Source organism: Streptomyces sp. NPDC045778, assembly GCF_056431945.1.
Genome location: NZ_JBWKJZ010000007.1, coordinates 101,443 through 118,660 on the forward strand (window position 1 = coordinate 101,443; position 17,218 = coordinate 118,660).

General features: G+C 76.1%; 13 protein-coding genes. 8 read left to right on the plus strand and 5 right to left on the minus strand.

Annotated features, from left to right (window positions below; all coding sequences use genetic code 11):
- The first annotated feature begins 46 nt into the window (after positions 1-46).
- Together treY and AC07GB_RS11455 are read left to right on the plus strand one after the other, a co-directional pair.
- Positions 47-2,485, plus strand: a complete 2,439-nt coding sequence (gene treY, locus AC07GB_RS11450; RefSeq protein WP_478843976.1) for a malto-oligosyltrehalose synthase — start codon at positions 47-49, stop codon at positions 2,483-2,485.
- Positions 2,486-2,639: 154 nt separating this feature from the next.
- Positions 2,640-3,914 (plus strand): M14 family zinc carboxypeptidase, encoded by a 1,275-nt coding sequence (locus tag AC07GB_RS11455; protein WP_478843978.1) that lies wholly within the window; start codon positions 2,640-2,642, stop codon positions 3,912-3,914.
- A 29-nt stretch (positions 3,915-3,943) separates the two neighbouring features.
- On the opposite strand, the gene AC07GB_RS11460 is transcribed toward AC07GB_RS11455, so the two are convergent.
- On the minus strand, positions 3,944-4,504 hold the full coding sequence (locus AC07GB_RS11460; protein ID WP_478843980.1) for an FHA domain-containing protein: 561 nt from the start codon (positions 4,502-4,504) through the stop codon (positions 3,944-3,946).
- Between the two features lie 120 nt (positions 4,505-4,624).
- Between AC07GB_RS11460 and treZ the strand changes: the two genes are divergently transcribed.
- Positions 4,625-6,394, plus strand: coding sequence for a malto-oligosyltrehalose trehalohydrolase (gene treZ, locus AC07GB_RS11465; protein WP_478843982.1), 1,770 nt, complete (start codon positions 4,625-4,627; stop codon positions 6,392-6,394).
- Between the two features lie 58 nt (positions 6,395-6,452).
- Positions 6,453-7,430: an aldo/keto reductase gene (locus AC07GB_RS11470; RefSeq protein WP_478843984.1), complete on the plus strand. Its 978-nt coding sequence runs from the start codon at positions 6,453-6,455 to the stop codon at positions 7,428-7,430.
- A gap of 126 nt (positions 7,431-7,556) precedes the next feature.
- Here the strand turns inward: AC07GB_RS11470 and AC07GB_RS11475 are convergent, their stop codons facing one another.
- A complete protein-coding gene (locus AC07GB_RS11475) occupies positions 7,557-8,684 on the minus strand; it encodes a M24 family metallopeptidase (protein WP_478843986.1) in 1,128 nt (375 codons plus the stop codon).
- A 285-nt stretch (positions 8,685-8,969) separates the two neighbouring features.
- Between AC07GB_RS11475 and AC07GB_RS11480 the strand changes: the two genes are divergently transcribed.
- Positions 8,970-9,752: a metallophosphoesterase gene (locus AC07GB_RS11480; RefSeq protein ID WP_478843988.1), complete on the plus strand. Its 783-nt coding sequence runs from the start codon at positions 8,970-8,972 to the stop codon at positions 9,750-9,752.
- A gap of 45 nt (positions 9,753-9,797) precedes the next feature.
- Here the strand turns inward: AC07GB_RS11480 and AC07GB_RS11485 are convergent, their stop codons facing one another.
- Together AC07GB_RS11485 and AC07GB_RS11490 are read right to left on the minus strand one after the other, a co-directional pair.
- Entirely contained in the window at positions 9,798-10,442 is a 645-nt protein-coding gene (locus tag AC07GB_RS11485; protein WP_478843990.1) for a PDZ domain-containing protein, read from the minus strand.
- A gap of 48 nt (positions 10,443-10,490) precedes the next feature.
- A complete protein-coding gene (locus AC07GB_RS11490; protein ID WP_478844296.1) occupies positions 10,491-11,444 on the minus strand; it encodes a LysR family transcriptional regulator in 954 nt (317 codons plus the stop codon).
- Between the two features lie 95 nt (positions 11,445-11,539).
- Between AC07GB_RS11490 and AC07GB_RS11495 the strand changes: the two genes are divergently transcribed.
- Positions 11,540-12,337 carry a CTP synthase C-terminal region-related (seleno)protein gene (locus AC07GB_RS11495; RefSeq protein ID WP_478843992.1) on the plus strand — a complete coding sequence of 266 codons (798 nt, stop codon included), beginning with the start codon at positions 11,540-11,542 and terminating at the stop codon, positions 12,335-12,337.
- Positions 12,338-12,456: 119 nt separating this feature from the next.
- Here the strand turns inward: AC07GB_RS11495 and phsA are convergent, their stop codons facing one another.
- A complete protein-coding gene (phsA, locus tag AC07GB_RS11500; RefSeq protein ID WP_478843994.1) occupies positions 12,457-14,361 on the minus strand; it encodes an O-aminophenol oxidase PhsA in 1,905 nt (634 codons plus the stop codon).
- 246 nt (positions 14,362-14,607) lie between these two features.
- On the opposite strand from phsA, the gene AC07GB_RS11505 reads away from it, so the two are divergent.
- Positions 14,608-15,141, plus strand: a complete 534-nt coding sequence (locus AC07GB_RS11505) for a hypothetical protein (protein ID WP_478843996.1) — start codon at positions 14,608-14,610, stop codon at positions 15,139-15,141.
- 35 nt (positions 15,142-15,176) lie between these two features.
- Positions 15,177-17,210, plus strand: a complete 2,034-nt coding sequence (locus AC07GB_RS11510) for a hypothetical protein (RefSeq protein ID WP_478843998.1) — start codon at positions 15,177-15,179, stop codon at positions 17,208-17,210.
- Positions 17,211-17,218 lie beyond the last annotated feature (8 nt).

Below are 17,218 nucleotides of genomic sequence, written 5' to 3' on the forward strand. Positions count from 1 at the left end.
ATGCGCCGAAGGCACGAAAGCCGCCGAGGGGGGTACGTAGGTTCGCATGACGTCTCCGCGCCCCGCGCCCGATGTCCCGCGGCCGCCCACCGCCACGTACCGGTTGCAGCTGTGTCCGCGGTTCCCGTTCGCGGCGGCCGAGGCGGCGGTGCCCTACCTGGCCGCGCTCGGGGTCTCGCACCTGCATCTGTCGCCGGTCCTGGAGGCGGTGCCCGGCTCCGCGCACGGCTACGACGTCGTGGACCACGCGCGCGTGCGGGGCGAGCTGGGCGGCGAGGCGGGACTTCGGGCGCTCGCGCGCACGGCCCGGGCGGCCGGGCTCGGCCTGGTGGTGGACATCGTGCCGAACCACATGGCGGCCGACCCGCGGCACAACCGCGCGCTGTGGGAGGTCCTCCGCGACGGGCCCGCGTCGCCGTACGCGCGCTGGTTCGACGTCGACTGGGCGGCGGGCGGCGGCAAGCTGCTGCTGCCCGTCCTCGGCCGGCGGCTCGGCGCGGACCTTGCGCGGCTGCGTGTCGACGGGGAGGTGCTGCGCTACCACGACCGGGTGTTCCCGCTGCGCGCCGGCTCCGAGGGGCTGCCGCTGCCGAGGCTGCTCGACGCGCAGTGGTACCGGCTCGGCTGGTGGCGCCTGGCCCGCACCGAGCTGAACTACCGGCGCTTCTTCACCATCTCGGACCTGATCGGCGTACGGGTGGAGGACCCCGAGGTGTTCGACGCGACGCACGCCACGGTCCTCGGGCTGCTGGACGAGGGCGTGGTCGACGGCCTGCGCGTCGACCACCCGGACGGGCTCGCGGACCCGGGGGCGTACCTGGAGCGCCTTCACGAGGCGACCGGCGGGCGCTGGACGGTCGTCGAGAAGATCCTGGCCGACGGCGAGCGCCTGCCCGCGGCCTGGCCGGTGGCGGGCACCACGGGGTACGACGCGCTGCGGCACGTCGACGGGGTGCTCACGGACGCGGCGGGCGCGCGGGAACTGCGCAGCCGCTACCGCAGGTTCGCGGCGCCGGCCGCCGACCGGGGCGGCGACTGGCCCGCGACCGTGCGGCGCGCCGCGTACAAGGTCGTCACGCGGGAGCTGGCCGCCGAGGTGGAGCGGCTCACGCGCGAGGCGGACGCGCTGTGCGCGGCGGACCCCGGCCTGCGCGACCACGCCCCGTGGGCCCTTCGGACGGCCCTGCGGGAGCTGCTGGTGCGCCTGGAGGTCTACCGGCCCTACGCGCGCGGGGGCGCCGACCCCGCGACGGTCCTGACGGCGGGCGCGGCCGCCGAGGCCAGGCGGGTGTTCACGGTGCCCGAGGAGGCCGAAGCCGTCGACGCGGTACGGGACCTGGCGCTCGGCAGGCGCGGGGAGGGTGAGCGGGGCGCGGCGTTCCGGGCGCGGTTCGCGCAGACGGCGGCGGCGCTGCGGGCCAAGTCGGTGGAGGACACGGCGTTCTACCGGCACGTGCCGCTCCTGTCGGCGGCCGAGGTGGGCGGCGAGCCGGGGCGGCCCGCGCTCGACGTGGCGGAGTTCCACGCGTACTGCGCGCGCGTACGGCGCGACTGGCCGTACTCGGGCACGGCCCTGACGACGCACGACACCAAGCGCAGCGCCGAGGTGCGGGCGGGCATCAGCGTCCTCACGCAGGCCCCCGAGCGGTGGGAGGCGCTGCTCGCCGAGGTGACGCGGCAGACCACGCGCGCGGGCGGCACCCGGGCGCCCGACCCCCAACTGGCCTGGTCGGCCTGGCAGACGGCGGTGGGTTTCGCCCCGGCCGCCCGAGCCGGGCGGAACGAGCACGGGGGCTACGGCCCCAGGCTCCAGGAGGCCCTCCTGAAGCACGTGCGGGAGGCGGGCCTGCACACGAGCTGGACGGAGCGCGACGAGGGCTACGAGCGGGCCGTGACGGCGTTCCTCGCGGCGGGCCCGTGCGGCCCTCCGATGGACGCGGTCGCCGGCCTCGCGGCCGAACTCGCCCCGCACGCGCGCGTGAACGTCCTCAGCGGCGCGCTGCTGCACCTGACGATGCCGGGGGTGCCCGATCTGTACCAGGGCACGGAGCGCGCCTTTTACGCCCTGGTCGACCCCGACAACCGCCGCCCCGCCACCTTCGACCGGCACGTGCTGGAGGGGCTCGGCGCGCGCCGGGACTCCTGGGACCTGTCGGACGAGAAGCTCGCGGTCACCGCGGCGGCGCTGCGGCTGCGCGCGCGGCGGCCCGGCCTGTTCGGCGGCGAGAGCACGTACGAGCCGCTGGCGGCGACCGGGCCGCGCGCGGAGCACTGCGTGGCCTACTGCCGCTCCGGGGGCGTGGTGGTGGCGGTGACGCGGCTCTCGCTGCGCCTCGCGGAGGCGGGCGGCTGGCGCGACACGGCCCTCGCGCTGCCGCGGGGGGCGTGGAACGATCTGCTCACGCCGGGGCGCGAGTTCAACGGGGAGACGCGCGTGGACGAACTGCTCGCGCCGCTTCCGGTGGCTCTTCTGGAGCGCGTCTGACGGTGGGCGCCGGGAGCGCGCAGCGCGCGGAGCGCGGCATACCGGCCCGGGGTGGGACGGATGGCGCGAGCGGAGCCGTGTGCACCGGGGGCGGGCTCTGTGGAGCCCGCCTTCGGGGACCTTGACACCCGTACCGGCGCGTGGCGTACTGCGGATGGCGTCAGCGGACCAGTCGGGGGTGAGTCAACTGGCGGCGAACCGCTATCCCAGTGTTCCCGAACTCGTCGTGTCCGCGCGGGAGCTGGCGGATCACCGTCCCGATCTGTGTGCGCTGCGCCAGGTCGGCGCCTCGCGCGCGGGCCGCCCCCTGCACCTGCTGTCCGTCGGGCACCGCCCGCGCGCGGTGCTCGTGGTGGCGGGCGCGCACGCCAACGAGCCCACGGGCGGCTCGACCCTCCTGGCCCTCGCCGAGTGGGCGGTGCGCGACGCCGCGCTGCGGGCCGACTCGTCCTGGCACTTCCTGTTGTGCGCGGACCCGGACGGCGCGAGCCTGCACCGCACCCCGGCGCCGCGCACCCTCCTGGACTACCACCGGCACTTCTTCCGCCCCGCGGGCCCGGAGCAGCCCGAGTGGTCGCCCTCGGTGCTCCCGCCGGACCGCCTGCCGCCCGAGACCCGCGCCCTCAAGGGCGTCATCGACGAACTCCGGCCGTACTTGCAGGTGTCGCTGCACTGCACCGACCTCGGCGGCAGCTGGGTGCAGCTGACCCGGGACATCCCCGGGCTCGCCGCGCCGTTCGCCGCGTCGGCGGCGCGGCTCGACATCCCGGTGGAGACGGGCGCGTCGGACGCGGCGGGCTGGCCGGTCTCGGGGCCCGGGGTCCACGTGCTGCCGGGGCCGGGCTCGGCGGCGGCCTACCCGAGCCTGCCGGAGGACGCCCGGCACACCACCTGGCACCACGCGCACCGCTACGGCGGCGTGACGGCCATCGTGGAGGTGCCGATGTGGGCGAGCGACATGGTGGGCGACATGGCCGCGCACCCGGCGCCCCGGGCGGCCCTGCGCGGCTTCGCGCGGCGCCTGCGGCACGACGCGGGCCTGGTGGAGGACGTCCTCGGCGACGCGCTGCCCCGGCTCCCGGGCACGGACGGGCCGCTGTTGCGGGCGGCCCGGTGGGCGCTCGGCCTGGTGCCGGGGCTCGCCGACGACTGGGGCCGCCTGCCGCCCGCGGGGACGTCGATGGCGTACATCGGCAGCGTGGACGCCTTCGGGCGGCGGCTTCCGCTGCGGGCCGCCGCGATGCTCCTGCGGGTCCTCCGGGAGGCGGACGACCGGGCGGCGCCCCGCCTGGAGCATCTGGTGACGCGGTGGAGCGAGGCCTTCGCCGACCGGTTCGAGGCCCGCTGGGTGCCCCTTGAGCGCCAGGTCGAGCACCAGGCGCGGACGACGGTGGAGGCGGCCCGGCACGCGCGTGTGCGCGGCACGTGACGCGGCGGGCGCCGGGGGCGCGGCCGGGCTCAGGCCGCCGCGAGGCAGAACGACATATGGCCGAAGGAGACCTGGTCCCCCGCCTGCACGACGGCGGCGCCGATCACCCGGCGGCCGTTGACGGACGTGCCGTTCGTGGAGCCGAGGTCGCGCAGGACCCACAGGCCGCCCTGGTGGATCAGCTCGGCGTGGACGCGCGAGACCGTGTCGTGGCTCAGCCGCAGGCCGTTGGCCGGGTCCCTGCCGATGCGCAGCGGATACGCGCCCGGCGCCGGCAGCAGCAGCTTGGGCAGCTTCTCCGCCTGCCAGGCCCGGCGCAGCTTCACACCGAAGCCGGAGACCGCGCCGACGGTGGAGAGCACGAGCCGCGTCCAGCGGTTCTCCGTACTCAGATCGGCGGTGAGCACGGCCAGTTCCTGCCGCTTGCGGGCGGTCAGCGCCAGCTCCATGCGGCGGACGAACGTGTCGTGCGAGAGGCGGCCGAGCGCCGCGCCCTCCCTGAGCACCTCCAGGGCCCGCTCCCGCTCGGCGTCGGTCACCCGCCCCGCCTGCGTGTCGTACTCGGGGGAAGCCGCGGAAGAAAGGGTCACGCCGACGATTGTCGGCCAGGTCAGGCCGGGTGTCCAGAATCGGCCGAACTCCTCCGCCGCGATCACTTCTGGCGCACCATGGAGGAACGGCGACACAGGGGCCAACGAGGGGGGCTGCCGGTGAGGTTCGAGGTGTGGGCACCGCGCGCGGAGCGGGTCGACCTGGTCCTGGAGCACGCGGGTCCGGACGGGGCCGGGGGCACCGCGCGGGCGATGGCGCGCGACCCGGAGCGCCCCGGGTGGTGGGCCGCGGAGGCGGCGGCGGAGGACGGCACGCGGTACGGCTTCGCGCTCGACGGCGGCCCCGCGCTGCCCGACCCCCGTTCGGCCCGGCAGCCGGACGGGCCCGACGGCCTGAGCGCCGTCGTCGACCACGGGCGGTTCGCGTGGCGCGCGCCGTGGCCGGGACGCGGCCTGCGGGAGGCGGTCCTGTACGAGCTGCACGTGGGCACGTACACGCGCGAGGGCACCCTGGACGCGGCGGCCGGGCGCCTCGGCCACCTGGTGGACCTGGGCGTCACGCACGTCGAGTTGATGCCGGTGTGCCCCTTCCCGGGGCGGCACGGGTGGGGTTACGAGGGGGTGTCGCTGTGGGCCGTGCACGAGCCGTACGGCGGGCCCGACGCGCTGAAGCGGTTCGTCGACGCGGCCCACGCCGCGGGCCTCGGCGTGGTCCTGGACGTGGTCCACAACCACCTGGGCCCGTCGGGGAACCACCTGCCGGCCTTCGGGCCGTACTTCACGGACACCCACCACACCCCGTGGGGCGCCGCCGTGAACCTGGACGCGCCGGGCTCGGACGAGGTGCGGGCCTACCTCGTCGGCAGCGCCCTCGCCTGGCTGCGGGAGTACCGCCTGGACGCGCTGCGCCTGGACGCCGTGCACGCGCTGTGCGACACCCGGGCGCGGCCCTTCCTGGAGGAGCTGGCGGAGGCCGTCGACGCGCTCGCCGAGCGGCTCGGCAGGCCGCTCGGGCTCATCGCGGAGTCGGACCTGAACGACCCGCGGCTCATCACCCCGCGCGCGGGCGGCGGTCTGGGCCTCCACGCCCAGTGGAACGACGACTTCCATCACGCCCTGCACACCGCGCTCACCGGGGAGTCCCAGGGCTACTACGCCGACTTCGCCGAGGCCCCGTTCGGGGCCCTGGAGAAGACGCTGACGCACGGCTACTTCCACGACGGGACGTACTCCAGCTTCCGGGGGCGGACGCACGGGCGCCCGCTGGACCGCGTGCGCACCCCCGCGTACCGGCTGCTCGGCTACGCGCAGACGCACGACCAGGTCGGCAACCGAGCGCAGGGCGACCGGCTTTCCGCGGCGCTCTCCCCCGGCCGGCTCGCGTGCGCGGCCGCGCTGACGCTCACGAGCCCGTTCACGCCGATGCTGTTCATGGGCGAGGAATGGGCGGCCTCGACGCCGTGGCAGTTCTTCACCGACCACACCGACCCCGGCCTCGCGCAGGCCGTACGGCAGGGCAGACGGCGGGAGTTCGCCGCGCACGGCTGGGCGGAGGAAGATATTCCGGATCCGCAGGACCCGGCGACGCGTGAGCGCTCCTGCCTCGACTGGGCGGAGCGCGAGAAGGGCCACCACGCGCGCGTGCTGGCCTGGTACCGCGAGCTGATCGCGCTGCGCCGGGAGCGGGGCGACCTCACCGACTCCGATCTGGCCGCGGTGCGCGTCGCGCATGACGCGGGCGCGGGCTGGTTGGCCGTGCGGCGCGGGGACCTGCGAATCGTGGTGAACCTCGCGGAGCGGGCCGTCGAGGTCCCCTCCGGCGTGCCCCACGCGCGCGTGCTCGCGGCGTGGGAGCCCGTCGAGCGCCCGGGCGCGGACGGGGTCGTCCGGCTGCCCGCCGAGTCCTGCGCGGTGCTCGCCGCGGAGTAGCCGGGGGCGGTGTCGGTGCCACGGCTTAGCCTGGTGGCGACTTCGAGGAGGCCACACGATGGAACAGCGGCGGCTGGGGAGCACCGGACTCCAGGTCAGTGAACTGTGCTTCGGCGCCATGACGTTCGGTGGCGGGGCGGACGAGCGGGTCGCGCACGCGATGCTGGACGCGTTCACGGAGGCGGGCGGCACGTTCGTCGACACCGCCGATGTCTACGGGCAGGGCATGTCGGAGGAGGTGCTCGGCCGCTGGCTCAAGGGCCGCGTGCGGGACGACCTGGTGATCGCCACCAAGGTGTTCCTGCCCATGGGCGAGGGGCCGAACGCGCGCGGGCTGAGCCGCAAGCACGTCCTGGCGGCCGTGGACGCGAGCCTGCGCCGCCTGGGCACCGACTATGTGGATCTGTACCAGACGCACGTGTGGGACGCGCACACGCCGATCGAGGAGACCCTGTCCACGCTCGACGCCCTGGTGCGCGCGGGCAAGGTCCGCTACCTCGGCGCGAGCAACCACAGCCCGGGGCAGCTCCAGAAGGTCCGCGACGTGGCCCGCGCGCGCGGCTGGGAGCCGTACGTGTGCCTCCAGCCGATCTACAACCTGCTGGCGCGCGAGGCCGAGTGGGAGCTGCTGCCGCTGTGCCGCGCGGAGGGCGTGGGCGTCATCCCGTACAGCCCTCTGCACGCCGGCTGGCTCTCCGGTAAGTACCGGCGCGGCATGGAGGCGCCGCCCGAGGGCGCGCGCGGCAGCGGGGCGTGGGACGAGCGCGCCACGGAGGGGACCTGGCGGGTCGTGGACGCGCTGCTCGGCGTCGCGGAGGAGGCGGGGCGCACGCCCGCGCAGGTGGCGCTGCGGTGGCTGCTCCAGCGGCCGGGGGTGACCGCGCCGATCGTCGGCGCGCGGTCCGTGGAGCAGCTCACCGACAACCTGGGCGCGGTGGGGTGGGAGTTGACGGAGGATCAGGTGCGGCGACTGGACAAGGCGAGTGAGCGGCCGCTGCCGCCGCCGTACGATGTGCTGGCACACTTCAAGGGGTGATGTCGGTGCGTGGGATCTGCGGGCCGCCTGTGGCTGGTCGCGCCCACGCGGCGGAGCCGCATCCATGGGCCCAGCCCCGCGCCCCTTCGGGGCGCCTCCGTGCCGCAGCGCCCGAAGGTGCCCTCCTCAGTTCACCATCACCATGTCACGTGCCGTGTTGTTGAGGCGACGGCCACCCTCCTCCGTAACCGTCACGATGTCCTCGATGCGCACGCCGAAGCGGCCCGGCAGATAGACGCCGGGCTCCACGGAGAAGCACATGCCGGGCACGAGCAGCTGCTCCTCGCCCTCGATCATGTACGGCGGCTCGTGGGTGGTGACGCCGATGCCGTGCCCGGTGCGGTGGATGAAGTACTCGCCGTACCCGGCGTCGGTGATGACGGCGCGCGCCACGCGGTCGACCTCCTGGCAGGCGATGCCGGGGCGCACCGCGCGGCACGCGGCGTCCTGGGCCTCGCGCACCACGTCGTGCACGCGCCGCTCCTCGGCGGTCGGCTCCCCGACGTGCACGGTGCGCGAGGTGTCGGAGCCGTAGCCGTGCCTCAGGCCGCCGAAGTCGAGGACGACCATGTCGCCGTGCTCGATGACGCGGTCGCCCGCCTCGTGGTGCGGGCTCGCGCCGTTCGGCCCCGAGCCGACGACGGTGAAGTCCACCTGCTCGTGCCCGAACCGCCGCAGCAGGTCCGCGAGGTCACCGGCGACGTCGGTCTCCTTGCGGCCCGCGAACGGCACCTTCTGGATCTCCTCGTACGTGGCATCGGCGGCGGCCCCCGCCGCCGCGAGGCGCTCCAGCTCCGCCGCGTCCTTGACGGCCCGCAGCATCGGCAGGGCCTCGGTGAGCGCGACGTACGAACTGCCGGGCAACTGCCGCTGCATGCCGAGCAGATGCATCGCCCAGGCGTTGTCGCTCACGCCGAAGCGGCCCTCCTTCGCGAGCAGCGGCGCGGCCACCCCGTACGGGTCGACGCCGTCGGTCCAGTCGCGCAGGGTCAGCGCGGGCGCGCCGGCGGCGCGCGCGGCGTCCGGGGCCTCCAGGGTGGGCACCACCAGCACGGGGTCCTGGCCGGGGGCGAGGACGAGCAGGGTGAGCCGCTCGGTGTCGGCGGGCACGCGGTAGCCGGTCAGCCACACCAGGTCGGGTCCGGGCGCGACGAGGACGCCCGCGAGACCCGCTTCGGCCGCGGCGCGCGCGGCGCGGTCCATCCGGGCGCGGTAGTCGTCGGCGGTGAACGGCACGGGCGTGGCCGGGGTCATCGGGCCTCCTGAGGCGTCTGCGGCAACTGCCCGCGGCCGTCCGGCCGCGGGCTGGGATCTTCAGCAGCATCCTGCCCCCGTGCCCCGCACGGCGCGAGCGGGTATTCGGGCCCGGCGGCCCCGTCCGGGGCGCGCCGCGCCCCGGGCAGGCCACCGGTTCCCGGGTGGCTGTTCCCCGCGCGCCGGACTAATGCTTAGATTCCTTTCATCCATTAGTTCGAGGCCGGGGCCCGGGTGCGGACAGGGGCACGTGGACGGGGCCCGGGTGCGGGAAGGGCGTACGACATGCTGGTACTTGCGCAGATCAGTGACCTCCATCTGGACGGCGGCGCCCGGGCGACCGAGCGCGCCGAGCGCGTCATGGAGCGGTTGCGCGGGCTGCCCCGGCCCGTGGACGCGCTGCTCGTGACCGGCGACATCGCCGACCACGGCGAGGAGGCCGAGTACAAGGAGGCCGCGCGCGTCCTTTTCACCGGCGCGCCCTGGCCCGTCCTCACCTGCCCCGGCAACCACGACCGGCGCACGCCCTTCCGCACGGCCCTGCTCGGCGAGCCCGCGGCGAGCGCGTCACAGGCGCCGGTGAACAGCGCCCACCGCGTCGGCGACGTCGAGGTCCTCCTGCTCGACTCCAGCGTGCCGGGCCACGACCACGGGCTGATCGAGGAGGCCACGTACGCCTGGCTGGAGGACCGGCTCGACGGACTCGGCGGAGAGACGCCGGTGCTCCTCGCCCTCCACCACCACCCCGTGCCCGTGCACCACCCGCGTCTGGACACCGCGTGGCCGCTGCGCGCGCCGCACCGCCTGAAGGCGCTGGTGGAGGGGCATCCGGAGATCGTGGGCCTGATCATCGGGCACGCGCACACGCCCGCCGCGACCACGTTCGCGGGGCGGCCGCTGATCGTCGGGCCGGGGGTGGTCTCGACGCTGCGGCTTCCGTGGGAGGGCGAGGGCCTGGTCGACCTGGACGCCCCGGCGGGGTTCGCCCTGCATATTCTCGACGGCCCCGACGGCCCCGACGGCCCCGCCAGCGAGTGGCGGTTGACGTCGCACTTCCGGGTGGTGTGACGGCTTCCTCGCGGCCGGCGGGCCCTGGCGGGTCCGCCGCGCGCCTCAGAGGGTGAAGCCCGGCGTGATGGTCAGGATCCGGCGCTCGCCGGTGGGGTGACGCACCGTCAGAGTGACGTTCCTGCCGGGCCGGGCCGCCGCCACCGCGCGGGCGAGGTCCGCCGCCGTGCGCACCCGGGTGCCGCCGAAGGCCACGACGACGTCCCGCCGCAGGAGGCCGGCCGCGTGGCCGGGGCCCGGCACGTGCACGCCGACGAGCAGCGCGCCGCCCGCCGCCGGGGCGTCCGCCGCCTCGACGCCGAGGGCCGGGCGCGGGCCCGGGGGCCGGAGCGCCCGCGGCTTCGGGCCCGCGGGCGCGGAGGCCGTCCTGTTGACGGGCTTCCCGGGAGGCTTCTCGTCCGCGGGGCGCGCGCCGGGGGGCGCCTGTCCGGGTGCGCCGGGGGGTGCGCCCGCGCCCGCCTGCCGCTGCATCTTCGCGAGGCTGCTCATGCCGATGACGGTGGCCCCGACCGTGCCGAGCCCCACGCCCGTGAGCACCAGGACCGTCGCGCACAGCAGGCCGAGCAGCAGTGTGCCGAGGCGCTTGCCGCGGCGGCGCGCGGCGTGCGGGTGTGGGCCCTCGGCGGGTGGGGCGCCGCCGCCGGACTCCCGTCCTGGCATGGGCTTGGGACGCAACGCGGTCTGTTTCATGGCTCGCCTCCGGCCACAGCCCTACCCGGCGTGACACCGCGCGACGATTCACGAACGGGTGACGTCCAGGCGTGCGGCGAAAGCGGCCGCGGCGCCGCGCAGGGCCCCGGTGTGCAGCAGCTCGGTGCGGTGCACGACGCGGGGCGCGGTGAGGGGCACGGCGACGGTGCCGCCCCCGCCGCCGGCCTCGTCGGTGCCGCCCTCGCCACCCGTGCCGCCAGTGCCGCCCGCGCCGATCGTGCCACCCGCGCCGCCCGCGCCGTCGATCGCTGCCGAGCGGGGCAGCAGGGCGAGCCCGTGCCCGGCCGCCGCGAGCGCGATCAGTGTCCGTACGTCCGTGCCGTCGTAGCGCAGGGCCGGGCGGAAGCCGGTGCTGCCCGTGGCGGCGCGCAGTTGGCCGAGGGGCAGGCCCGCGCCGGGCGCGTCCAGCCAGCGGGCGTCCGCGAGGTCGCCCAGGCGCAGGCCGGTGCGGCGGGCCAGCGGGTGTCCGGCGGGCAGCAGGACGCACACCGGTTCCTCCCCGGCGCCCCGGGTGGTGAGCGGGGCCACGTCGGCGACGCGCAGCGGGTCGGTGGGTGCGGCGAGCCCGTCGACGAGCCCGAGCTGGGCGGCGCCGGTCGCGACGGCCTCCGCGACCGCGGTCCGCTCGACGACCCGCAGCGTGACGCCCGTCGGCGGCAGCGCGCGCAGCGTACGAGGCGTCAGGGCGGTGGGCGCGGCGGCAAGGGTCAGGCCCTCGTCCGGGGCGCCCGCGAGGGCGAGGACCTCCGCGCGGGCCGCGTCGAGCCGCAGCAGCAGCGGCCCCGCGTGTTCGATGAGCCGCTCGCCCGCGCGCGTGGGCGCGACGGGGCGGCGGGTCAGGAGCGGGGTGCCGAGGTCCTGCTCCAGAGCGGCGATGTGCTGCGAGACGGCGGACTGGGTGTAGCCGAGGTCCCGGGCGGCCGCGGAGAAGGAGGCGAGGCGGGCGACGGTGACGAAGGTGCGGAGCAGGTGCGGGTCCATGGCGTACAGGATCGCGCGGCCCATCAGCATCGCTTATCGGAGGTGCAGGCTTCGTCGTTGGACGTGAACGGGGCCCGGTGCTGAGGATGGCCGTCATGAACGAGAACCTCACCGGTCCCGCCGGGGGCCGCCCCGCGCACTCCGCCGTGCCCGGCCTCGCGGCGGCGGCCCCGCCGCCCGCCCGGCTCGCCCTCGTCGGGGACCGCTCCCCCAACGTCGCCTCGCACACCCGCCTCCCGCTGCTCCTCGACGCGCTCGCCGCCCGGGACGGGCTCGTCCTCGACGCGTACTGGATCCCGACCGAGGACGCCGCCGAGCCGGACGCGGTACGCGGGTTCGACGCGGTGTGGGTGTTGCCCGGCAGCCCTTACCGGAGTGAGGCGGGGGCCCTCGCCGCGATCCGTACCGCGCGCGAGGAGGGCATTCCCTTCCTCGGTACCTGCGGCGGCTTCCAGCACGCGCTCCTGGAGTACGCCCGGCATGTGTGCGGCCTCGCCGATGTCGCGCACGCCGAGAACGACCCCGGCGCCGAAACCCCGCTCATCGCGCCGCTCGCCTGCTCGCTCGTCGGGCACGAGGGGGCGGTGGCCCTCGCGCCCGGGTCGCTCGCCGAGGCCGTGCTCGGCACCGACCGGACGGTCGAGCGCTACCACTGCTCGTACGGTCCGAGCGACGAGCGGCTGCTCGCCGTGCTGCGGGCGCACGGGCTGCGGTTCTCCGGGCGGGACGAGGAGGGGCAGGTGCGGGTGGTCGAGCTGCCCGGGCATCCCTTCTTCCTCGCCACGCTGTTCCAGCCGGAGTTGAGCGGGGACGGGGCGCGGCCGCATCCGCTGGTGCGGGCCCTCGCCCGGGCGGCGGTGGCCCGGGCGAAGGGGCGGTCCGGGGTGCTCTGACGGGCCCCCGGACCGGCCCTCGCCGACACCGGAGCCGCAGCCGGAGCCGCAGCCGGAGCCGGAGCCGGAGCCGCGGCGAGCCTTCCCCCGCGGAGGCCGGGGCTCCGGCCGGGGCGGGGTCAGTGGTCGCCGTGACCGCCGCCATGGCCTCCGTGGCCGCCGTGGTCGAACTTCAGCGCCTCCTTCGGCATCACGACGAAGGGCCGCATCATGCCCATGTCCTCGTGCTCCAGGAGGTGGCAGTGGTACATGAAGCGGCCGTACGCCCCGTCGAATTTGCCGATGACGCGCAGCATCTGGCCGCCGGGGACGAGGAACACGTCCTTCCAGCCGCGTTCGTTGGGAGCGATCGGGATCGGCCGGGCCGGGTCGTGCGCGATCGGCGTGCGCGTGCCGCCGAGGGCCGGGTCGAAGCCCGAGGCGTCGTACGTGTCGCGGCCGAGGAGCTGGAAGTCGGCCAGGTGGATGTGCATGGGATGGGTCACGTTCGGCCGGACCGCGAGGTTCAGGAAGCTCCACTGCTCGTACGCACCCTCGGCGATGGTGAAGCCCAGGCCGTCGTTGAACGTACGGGCGGTCCTGCGGTAGGTCTTCAGGACGCCGTCGGGTCCGCGGAGCTGGATGACGCCGTCGGCGGGGAGCTGGATGCTCCCCGGGTCCTTCACCTCCGCCATCTCCCACATCTCCGGGTGCCCGCCCGCGCCCTTCGTGGCGGGCGGCGTGAGCACGATGAGGCGGTGGCCGTGCGGCACGCCGTGACCGATGGGGCGGAAGGAGCCGGAGAGGACCTCGGGGAGCCGGAAGGTCTCCGGCGCGCCGCCGCCCCTGCCCACGCGGAACTCCATGACGTGGGGATAGCGCACGTTCCCCGCGACGTCGGGGGCTCCTGGTGCCGCGTTCGGCCCCTTGTTGACCAGGCGGAGGCGCTTGCCCGCGAGGGCGCGGAAGTCGACGAGGAGGTCGAAGCGCTCGGCGGGCGCGACGGTCAGCGTGGGCGCCGACCCTTCGGTGCCGCCGAAGTCCAGGGGCACCGGGCGCGGCAGCAGGCCGCCGTCGCTGCCGATCTGGTGGACCGCGCCCGGCACGGGGCGGCCGCCCTCGTCGATGAGGACGAGGTCGTACACGCGCGCGTTCGACGCGTTGACCAGGCGGAAGCGGTACCAGCCCGGGGCCACTTCCGCGTAGGGCCAGATGCGGCCGTTGACCGTGGTGTACGGGCCCGTGAAGGGCAGTGTGACCGGCTTGCCCGTCTCCGGGTTTTTGGGGTCGATGATCGTGGTCTTGTGGAGGAGGCGGCCCGTGAGGCGGCCGTCTTCGTCCGTGTCCAGATTCCGGTCGGCGATGAGGAGGGGGATCTCCCGCTTTCCGGAGGGGAGTTGGAGCGCGTCCTCCTCCTCGTCGCGGACCAGGTAGGTGCCGTACAGGCCCGCGAAGACGTTCCACCTGGTGATGTTCATCGCGTGGTCGTGGTACCACCACTGGACCGCCTGGTGGTCGTTCGGGTACTCGGAGAGCTGGGCGTCGCCGTATCCCACGGCGTTGTCCGCCCAGCCGTCGTTGCCCCCGCCGGTCTGGGCGCCGTGCACGTGCGTGACGGTCCAGGCGGGGAGGGCGGCCACGTCCTTGTTCGGCTCGACGCGCTCGCGGCCCGGGAGGGTGCTGGGCGGCTCGCCCGTGCGCTGCACCTCCACCGCGGTGACGGGGAACTCGGTCTCCTTGGGCACGCGGTTGGTCCACGCGATGCGGACGCGCTCGCCGCGGCGCACTTCGATGGTGGGGCCGGGCACCGAGCCCTCGTACCCCCACATGAGGGTGGGCGGGAGCTGCGGGTGCAGGCGCACCCAGGACGGGCGGATCGCGATCTCCGTCTCTTCGCGGACGTCGCCTCCGGCGGGGCGCAGGACGGGTGGGACGGTCAGCGGCGCCACGTAAGGAACCAGCTCGCGGCCGTCCGCGTGCTGGTGGGCCTGGCCGGACTGGTCCGTCTCGAACCGGTCGCTTAAGTCGAGGTCGATGTCGGTCAAGGTCGAACACCCCCGTGTTCAGCTGTGTTTCAGCGTTCACCTGAGAGGACTCCCGGCACAGCACGAAAGTTCCATGAATTCCTCATTCCGGAAAAATCTCGCAAGAGTGCCTGTTCAGGGCCTTGACTGAGGAATCGGCCGGACGAGAGATCCGGTTTCGCCCGCGCGGGAGGGCGCGCGGGCTTTAGGCTGCGGGCCCGTGCACCGTCGCACGCCCCGCACCCCCGGCGGAAGGAAGACCGCCCCATGCCCGACGCCCCGCCCCTGCCCGACGCGCCCCGCCCGCCCGGTACACCCGGTACACCCGGTGCTTCCGGCGCCCCGCTGCACGCCGAGCTGCTCCTGGACCAGGACGTCGCCGACGGCCTCGGTGACGACTTGGTCGCCGCGTTCGACGGGCTCGGAGTCCGCACCGCGCGGGTGCGCCGCGCCGTCGGCCACCGCGGCGCGGGCGACGTGCCCTGGCTGGTCCTCGCCGCGCTGCCGTTGCAGGCGTTCCTCAGCGGTCTGGGCGCGGAGGCGGTGCGGGACGCGTACGGGGCGTTCAAGGCGGCGGTGGGCCGCCTGGCCCGGCGCGACGGAGCCGCCGCGGCGCCGCCGCGCCCCCTCGTGCTGCGGGACGACCGCAGCGGCCTGAGCGTCGTCCTGGAACCGGACCTTCCCCCCGAGGCGTATGAACGGTTGCTGGGGCTCGACTTGACGGCGTTCCGCGTGGGGCCCCTGCACTACGACCGACAGCAGTCCCGCTGGCGCTCCGAGCTGGACGAGGCCGCGGACTGACCCGGCACCGGCCGCTGAACGGGGGCTTGTGAGACGTGGGGGCGCGAACGGAGACGGCGTACGCCGAGGCGCGAACGGCATGCGCCGAGGGCGAGGCCCAGCGGGCGCGCGGCGACGCGCCGGGCGCGGAGGCGTCGTTCCACCGGGCCGTGGACCTCGTGCGCCCGGCGCACGCCGGTGAAAACCCCCCGCCCGGCGCGCCCCCGGCCGCCGACACCCCTGACGTCGCCGCTCTCCTAGCCCGCGCCCACGTCGGTCTCGGGCGCCTACGACTCGCCGCGGGAGACGTCGAACAGGCCCTCGGGGAGTTCCGGCGGGCGCGGGACGCGGATCCCGAAGGTGCCGCGGCCCCCTTCTGGGCGGGGTGCGCGCTCGCGCGGCGCGGGGACCTCGCGGCGGCCGAGGCGAGCTTCACCGAGGCCCTCGACCGGCCGGAGCCGCACCCCCGTGCCGCCGTCCAGCGTGCGTACGTACGCGCCAAGTCGGGGCGCGCGGCGGACGCCCTGGACGACCTGCGGACGGCGGCGCGGCACGGGGTGTTCGACGACGAGGCGCGGTGGGTCGCGGCCGCGCTCGGCGGGGGCGCCCGGGAGGTCGCGCTGCGGCTGCGGCGGGCCGCGCTCACCGCGCTCGGCGGGGACGTGCCCGACCGGGAGCGGGCCGCCGCGCTCACCGCCGCGTCCTGGGGCCTCTCGCGCGAGCACGGCGCGTTCGCCCCCCTGTACGCGACCACGCTCGTCGCGGGCGGCCGCCGCGAGGTGGCCGTCGACCTCCTCGACGACGCCGCGCGGCACGACCCGGCCGCTCACCGGGTCACCCACGCCCTCGCGGTGGCACTGGTCAACTCCCCTACCGGCGCGGATAGTTCCGTGCTCGACCGGTGCGTCGGCGCCTGGGGCGCGCTGCTGCACGACACCGCCTTCTGGGAGCGGGTCCGCCGCGGCGCCGCGCGCCGGTACGGCGTCGACGTGCCGGACGCCCTCGTGCCGGACCTGCGTACCGCGCTGTGCGAGCACCTCGCGCGGCGGCTCACCGGCAGGGGCGGCGCGGACACCGCCGCCAGGGTGCCGCCCGACCTGCTGCTCCAGCGCGAGGCCGAGGCCGCGCGGCTGCTCGCCGCGGCCGACGGGGCGCCGGGGGTGCGCGGCGGGCCGCTGCGGATCGCGGCGCTCGGCGCGGCGCGGGAGCTGGGCGCGTTCGCCGCCGCCCAGGCGGACGACACACTCGTGCACGCCTTCTCCGAACTCGGCTTCGCCCGGCTCCAGTTGCGGCAGGGAGCGCCCGGCGAGGCGCTCGCCGCGCTCGGCGAGCTGCGCTGCCGTGCCTGCCGCGCGCGGGCCCGAGCGGCGAGCCCCGGCGCCGCGCCCGTGTGCGAGCCGGACTGTACGCGCTTCGACGAGCTGAACCCGGGCTACGCGGGCCTCGCCGACCGCCGCGAGCGGCTCGCCCGCGACGCGAGGGACCTCGCCCTGCACGCCCGCGTCACCCTCGCCCACGCTCAACTCGGCGCGGAACCACCGGACTTCGAGGCCGCCACCGCGTCCTTGCGGCGCGCCCTCGTGCACGCGCGGGAACTCGGCCGCTACCGCCGGACCCAGACGGAGATCGTCGGCCTCGCCCTCGCCACCGCCAAGGACGCCCACCGCGCCGGCCTCCTCAGCCGCGCCGTCGCCGTCCTGGAGGCCGCCCGCACCGTCATCGGCGCCAACGAACGCCCGCGCATCGACGGCCAGTTGGCACGTGCACTCGCCGACCGGGGCATCGTCGAGGCCAACCGCGAGGGCTCCGTGCTCGACGCGCCCGCCGCGGACCTGCGGCGCTCGGTGGCCCTGAGCCCGCACGGGCGGCGGGCGCAGCTCAGCCTCGGTATCGTGCTGCGCGGCCTGGCCCTCCAGCGGTGGGGCTCGGGCAGCCTGTCCGGCGCGCGCACCGTCCTGGAGGAGGCGGTCGAGGCGCTCACGGCGGCCCTCGCCCACTTCCCCGACGACCCCGAGATCGCCGAGGAGCGGCGCCGGGCACAGGACGAACTCGACTTCGTCCGCGAGCAGTTCGACGAGAGCGGGAGGTGACCCGCGCC